Genomic DNA, 5484 nt, shown 5'->3' with positions numbered 1-5484 from the left:
GTGGGGTGTGGGGTGTAGGGCGTAAGAGAAGTAGGAAAAAACTTCATTATTCTTTCTCCTGAACTCCTGGACTCCTGATAGCGAAGCGTGGCGTTAGCCATACTCCTGAACTCCTGATAGCGAAGCGTGGCGTTAGCCATACTCCTGATTTCCGTCACATTTCATACAATAGTAAATTTGTCAAGTGCGTAAGTTATACTATATTATTTTGCATATTAGCAATTGACAAGTAGAATAAAAAACACTGCCTATCAAATTTGCAGCTAGTGAACAAACATTCATGTAGCTAAAAAAACGTTAGGTTAGATGCGATGGGTGACACCTTTATACCTATTGCCTGGAACTGAAAGCCCATGCTAACAACACCCCCAGATACCTCCGCTGAATTGGCCGTAAACTTATTAGTCCACTATAGTTTTGACCTCAATGGGTACAGTGCCAGTGAGTTAATTAACCGTTGGCGATCTAATTACCCAACTAATTGGTTACATTTAGCAGTTATTGAAGCACTGTATCAAGGACGTTATAAAGCGATATCAGTACAACAAATATTAAACTTTTGGCTACGGCGAGGTGAGGTGATTTATCATTTCAACATGGAATTTGAACGTCTAATTTGCAGTAAGTTTCCAGCCAGCTTAACTAAAATATCTCCCCCTGTTCTTCCACAAATACCGCCAGCACAGCCAATTGAGCCAACTAAGAATCCTCAATTATTACCTGCTCACGGGGGGAATTATTATCGAGAGAGTCACACTGCATCCCGTTCTCTAGCAACTGGAGAATTGGAAAGCCGGGTTTTAACATCTCCCTCATTTAAAGTGTCCGCAGATACTAGCAAGCGACAGTTGGCAGCATCTGTCAGTCAAAAGCTGATGTCTCAAAGAAGTCTGATACCTAATCAACTGCCAAAACTGCTACCAGGAAATGCCAATAATCCACCAATTGGCCAGTTTACTCCACAAAGGAGTGATATCACTGAGTCATTCACGTCCAAACTCAAAGCGATGACTGGTGAAGAAGCTGAATTTGCCGTGTGATATAGCAGAAGGCAGGAGGCAGAGGGCAGGAGGCAGGAGTAAAAGCCTTGTTATATCTACGTTTCAAGGATTAATAATGTCCTAATTATCCTGGCTACAGTGATAAATCAGAGATTTCTGCTTGCCTCAATGTATTGTGTTTGAATTACAAAAATATCATCCAATATAACTTAAAGGTATAAATGATTTAGGATTGCTATATCATGAATACTGAAGTCTTACCGCTGAAAGTTTACATCCAAGGCCAAGGATTCCCCATTTTGGGTTTACACGGACATCCTGGTGCAGCCCGTAGTCTTTCTGTTTTCACTAATCATTTATCACAAAAATTCCAAACCTTTACCCCAGATTTGCGCGGATACGGCAAAAGTCGCTGCCATGGCAATTTTAATATGCAAGACCATTTAGATGACTTAGAAGCTCTCCTAGACCGTTTTGAGATTGAAAAGTGTCTAGTATTGGGATGGTCATTGGGTGGAATTTTGGCAATGGAATTAGCACTGCGTTTACCAAAGCGAATCACAGGGTTGATTTTAGTAGCAACCTCAGCTAGACCTTGGGGTAATCATCCCCCTATCTCTTGGCAGGATAACCTTTATACTGGTGTTGCGGCGCTATTAAACTATATCAAACCCAGTTGGTCTTGGAATATTGAAACTTTTGGCAAGCGATCGCTCTTTCGTTATTTAATTCAACAACATACACCCACAGCTTACGGTTATATTGCTAGGGAAGCTATACCAGCTTATTTACAAACTTCTCCATACTCTGCTCGCGCCCTTTATAGCGCCATTCAAGCCGGGTACAATCGACTTTCAGACTTGGAGAAAATTCCATGCCCTAGTTTAGTGCTTGCTGGTGATCAAGACCGCCATATTACTGCCGATTCTAGCTTAGAAACATTTAAACATCTTAATAATTCCCAGTGGCAATGTTATCCTCACACTGCCCATCTTTTCCCTTGGGAAATACCTCAACAGGTGCTATCAGATATTGATCAGTGGTTGGAAGCACATCCAGAAGTAATTCGTAATTCGTAATTCGTAATTCGTAATAGCCTAACGGCACGGCTTACGCCTACGTAATTCGTAGTTATTTATAAGAAAATAGGCTGAAAACCCTTGAGGCTTCGCCGTGAGCGTCAGCCGAACGGTTAAGTTTTGGAGCTTGGCTCTAAAACTTATACCCCACATTCCGCACCCCCCGGTGTCACAATCGGTAATTTCGGATTTTTGAATCCATTTCAGGATTTTTTTATACAAAAAAGTCTAAATCTTAGGTGGCGATAGCGAAGCGCTGCTACAAGCAGTTCGCTAATCCCAAATCTCCAAACGACCAATTTTTGTTGTGTGACAGTTTAGGGTGCGGAAGGTGGGATTCAACCTCTACTCATGCTGGAGAAATCTTGTCTGAGCAAGTTGGGTCTATGAATGAAGAATCTTCGCCCTTATAGGGCGGAGAGTGTCAAAGCCTATGGATTTACAGCGTCTTGCACATAAATCAAGTACAAAGTCTAAGAGACAAGTCAACTGTCATGCTAGTTTAACTGCTGACTGCTGACTGCTAAAAGCTGCTGTATATCTTACATCTGACCGCTAAAGGCAGGCTTTACTTTGCGGTCAATCCGTTCCCCCAAGTCTTCAGCAATCGTCAAATCATAAGGTTTACAACGCTTGACATTAACTATAATTCCTTGCGCTCCTTCTGTTTCCAAATCTTCTACGTAGCCCTTACTTGCCAATGTAGCTTCCTCTGAACTTAAAAATGGTCCAAAGTAGTATGTACACCGGGGATTTTGGGTGACAATTTCTACCCACCAAGCCAAGCCGAGATTGTTAGATACACTAATTAGCTGTTCTTTTAGGTTATGCCAAATGGTTGTCATGGTTTTCACCAGCTTATAAACGTGCTACAGGGTGTTAAACAATATTCTGATTTTATTTTCTGTTACATTTCTTTATACTCTTTTAGGTTTATTTTTTCAAAGAAATTGTATTTAATTTATCAAGATAGAGGGTATTTAATGAGCGTTGACGATAAATTTCGTAAAGCGCCATACCTGCTGCTACGGATGCATTGAGGCTAGGAGTCTTGCCCTGTAAGGGTATTGAAACTAAAACATCACAAGATCGTTGTGTCAACATACTCAGACCTTCACCTTCAGACCCAATTACCAAAACAGTAGAACCGCTAAACTTCACTGTATGTATCGGTTCACTACCTGTAGCAGCAGTTCCATAAATCCAATAACCAGCTTCTTTGAGTTGTTCCAACGCACGACTCAGATTCACCACTCTAGCAACAGGAAAGTTTTCTAAAGCACCTGCGGCCACCTTAACTACAGTGGAAGTGATCCCCGAAGCCCTTCTTTGGGGAATAACTAATCCTTGTGCGCCTATTGCTTCTGCTGTGCGAATAATTGCCCCTAAGTTATGAGGATCGGTAATACCATCAGCAACGACAATTACGGGATCAGTGACTGATTTCGCTTGTGCAATCAGATCCTCTAATTCCATGTAAGCGTAAGGGGCAATTTGTGCAGCGATACCTTGGTGATTAGCCCCGTCGGTAATTTGGTCTAAACGCTTGGGTTCAACTTCATCTATAACTGTGCCATTATCTTTAGCTTGGAGAATTAAATGATGAAATCGAGGATCGTAGCGCAGACGAGCAGTAATCCAAATTCGGTTGAGTCCACGCTGATTTTCCAACGCACTCAAGACTGGATGACGACCATAAATGAGATCGCTATCTTCTGATTTGATAATTGGCGATGGCTGGGAAGATTGGTGAGATGGGCGTGGTCTACTAGAGAAGGATTTACCTTCTCCCTTGGGTTGATGACGAGTAGGATTAGCAATAACGCGCTTACCCTTGATTTTTATGGGTTGCACACGCTTTTTTTCGCCAGGAGTATTAATTTTTCTTGGTTGATTAGTCATGAGATTATGGGATTGAACAGATGGGTGGGCATCACGATTAACTCAATTTAATGAACCGTGACTATTGATTTTCCTATCGGGAGATTGAGCTATTAACTATTTCTCTAGATGGAGTTTTTGTAACAGTTCCATTAAACGGGCGTAATCGGTGAGATATAAATAACCAACTAACGTTTCTAGACTAGTTGCTTGTTGATAAATTTCGGGATCAAGTCGCTTAGGGCGGCTTATGGCGGCGTTACGACCTCGACGGACAATTTCTAACTCGTTACTCCTTAAATGAGGAGTCAGCGATCGCAAATGTAGGGCTTGTGTTTCTGCTCTGACTTGTGCCACTACCAAACGATGGTAAATTTCTGGCCGTTGCTGTGGCAACAGGTAGAACATTCTAACATACAGTTCGTAAATTGCATCCCCCACGTAAGCTAAGGCAGAAGGAGAAATTTGCTGTACTTGTGCCTGGGATATTGCTTGGGGTAATTGCGTTGTGTTTGCCAACAATGAGGGAATTTCAGATGAATCTGGCTTTACAACTCCATCTCCTTCATTTTTAGCTTCTTCCTCCTTGGGCTTCACCAGTTAATCATTCCTTGACCTACTAAAAATATCTAAAATATTTGGGAGATTATTTTCACGAACTTTTATTTTTTGTGCAGTTTCCTATCTTACCATACCTAGTAAATTCAACACTAAAAAAATTACTGAATTTTTATTTTGTCAGTTTTCAGTGGCAAAAGGTTATTTTTCCGTTATTAATAGTTTCCTATTAAGGGTTTCCTCTTACCAAATAAAAATTAAGCTATCCAATAAAAGCGTCTGGATAGCTTAATTTTTTGTTTTTAGTCAAGCAATCAAGAAGGCTTGATATTTTCTAGCGCCGCTTCAACAGTAGTTTGCAGTGATAAGAAATTTTCCAAGCGAACAAGCTTGACTGTTTGAGTTACACGAGCATTAGTAACAATTTGCAAAGTACCATTGGCTTCTTTAGCTTTTTTGGCTAGTTGTACCAGCGCACCCAAGCCAGAGCTATCAACAAAGTCAATTTGTGAGAGATCCAGAATTATGTGCTTTGGACCTTCCTCAATTTTAGCGGACAGGACTTTGCTAAATGTGGGTTCAGAAAAAGCGTCTAACAAACCTGTGAGGCGGAATAGCTGACAGTTCTCCCGGACTTCACGAGTACCTCTCAGGCTAACGGTTAGATTCAGTGGTTCAGCAATAATTCCCTCCTCGTCCTCTTAACTGAAAGTAAACGCTCAAGTATAGATAATTTTTGAGCAAGTTGTCTAGATTGGGGATTGGGTAAGAAAATTTTAGAGTTTGGATTTTGGATTTTGGATTGTATTGAATTAATTCCAATCTAAAATCTAAAATCTAAAATCTACAATCCAAAATTGAATTACCAACCTGGCCATTTTTCTACTTTTGACCTAGGCGATTGCGTTGGGCGCAGTGCTGGAAGCAATCGCTGCTTGACTAAGCCCCGTTGGGGCGGGGTGTGG

General features: G+C 41.2%; 6 protein-coding genes. 2 read left to right on the top strand and 4 right to left on the bottom strand.

Annotation, left to right across the window (positions count from 1 at the left end):
• The first annotated feature begins 353 nt into the window (after positions 1 to 353).
• Together A0J48_RS25785 and A0J48_RS25780 are read left to right on the top strand one after the other, a co-directional pair.
• Positions 354 to 1040: a hypothetical protein gene (locus tag A0J48_RS25785; protein ID WP_200327423.1), complete on the top strand. Its 687-nt coding sequence runs from the start codon at positions 354 to 356 to the stop codon at positions 1038 to 1040.
• A 203-nt stretch (positions 1041 to 1243) separates the two neighbouring features.
• The gene (locus tag A0J48_RS25780) at positions 1244 to 2080 is read left to right on the top strand and encodes an alpha/beta fold hydrolase (RefSeq protein ID WP_200327422.1); all 837 of its coding nucleotides are present in this window, start codon (positions 1244 to 1246) and stop codon (positions 2078 to 2080) included.
• Positions 2081 to 2622: 542 nt separating this feature from the next.
• Here the strand turns inward: A0J48_RS25780 and A0J48_RS25775 are convergent.
• The 4 genes from A0J48_RS25775 to A0J48_RS25760 all read right to left on the bottom strand — a co-directional run bounded on the left by A0J48_RS25775 (position 2623) and on the right by A0J48_RS25760 (position 5205).
• Positions 2623 to 2925, bottom strand: coding sequence for a DUF1816 domain-containing protein (locus tag A0J48_RS25775; RefSeq protein WP_200327421.1), 303 nt, complete (start codon positions 2923 to 2925; stop codon positions 2623 to 2625).
• 88 nt (positions 2926 to 3013) lie between these two features.
• On the bottom strand, positions 3014 to 3982 hold the full coding sequence (rlmB, locus tag A0J48_RS25770; protein ID WP_200327420.1) for a 23S rRNA (guanosine(2251)-2'-O)-methyltransferase RlmB: 969 nt from the start codon (positions 3980 to 3982) through the stop codon (positions 3014 to 3016).
• Positions 3983 to 4078: 96 nt separating this feature from the next.
• On the bottom strand, positions 4079 to 4558 hold the full coding sequence (locus A0J48_RS25765) for a Mini-ribonuclease 3 (protein WP_200327419.1): 480 nt from the start codon (positions 4556 to 4558) through the stop codon (positions 4079 to 4081).
• Between the two features lie 275 nt (positions 4559 to 4833).
• On the bottom strand, positions 4834 to 5205 hold the full coding sequence (locus tag A0J48_RS25760) for an STAS domain-containing protein (RefSeq protein ID WP_200327424.1): 372 nt from the start codon (positions 5203 to 5205) through the stop codon (positions 4834 to 4836).
• Between the last annotated feature and the right edge of the window lie 279 nt (positions 5206 to 5484).

This window comes from Sphaerospermopsis aphanizomenoides BCCUSP55 (assembly GCF_001586785.1).
Lineage (GTDB): Bacteria > Cyanobacteriota > Cyanobacteriia > Cyanobacteriales > Nostocaceae > Sphaerospermopsis_A > Sphaerospermopsis_A aphanizomenoides_A.
This window is presented reverse-complemented; position numbering and strand designations above follow the sequence as displayed.

What these genes read in the sequence shown, in the direction of transcription:
- A0J48_RS25785 (WP_200327423.1), top strand. Translation starts at nt 354, where the DNA reads ATGCTAACAACACCCCCAGATACCTCCGCTGAATTGGCCGTAAACTTA.
- A0J48_RS25780 (WP_200327422.1), top strand. Translation starts at nt 1,244, where the DNA reads ATGAATACTGAAGTCTTACCGCTGAAAGTTTACATCCAAGGCCAAGGA.
- A0J48_RS25775 (WP_200327421.1), bottom strand. Translation starts at nt 2,925, where the DNA reads ATGACAACCATTTGGCATAACCTAAAAGAACAGCTAATTAGTGTATCT.
- rlmB (WP_200327420.1), bottom strand. Translation starts at nt 3,982, where the DNA reads ATGACTAATCAACCAAGAAAAATTAATACTCCTGGCGAAAAAAAGCGT.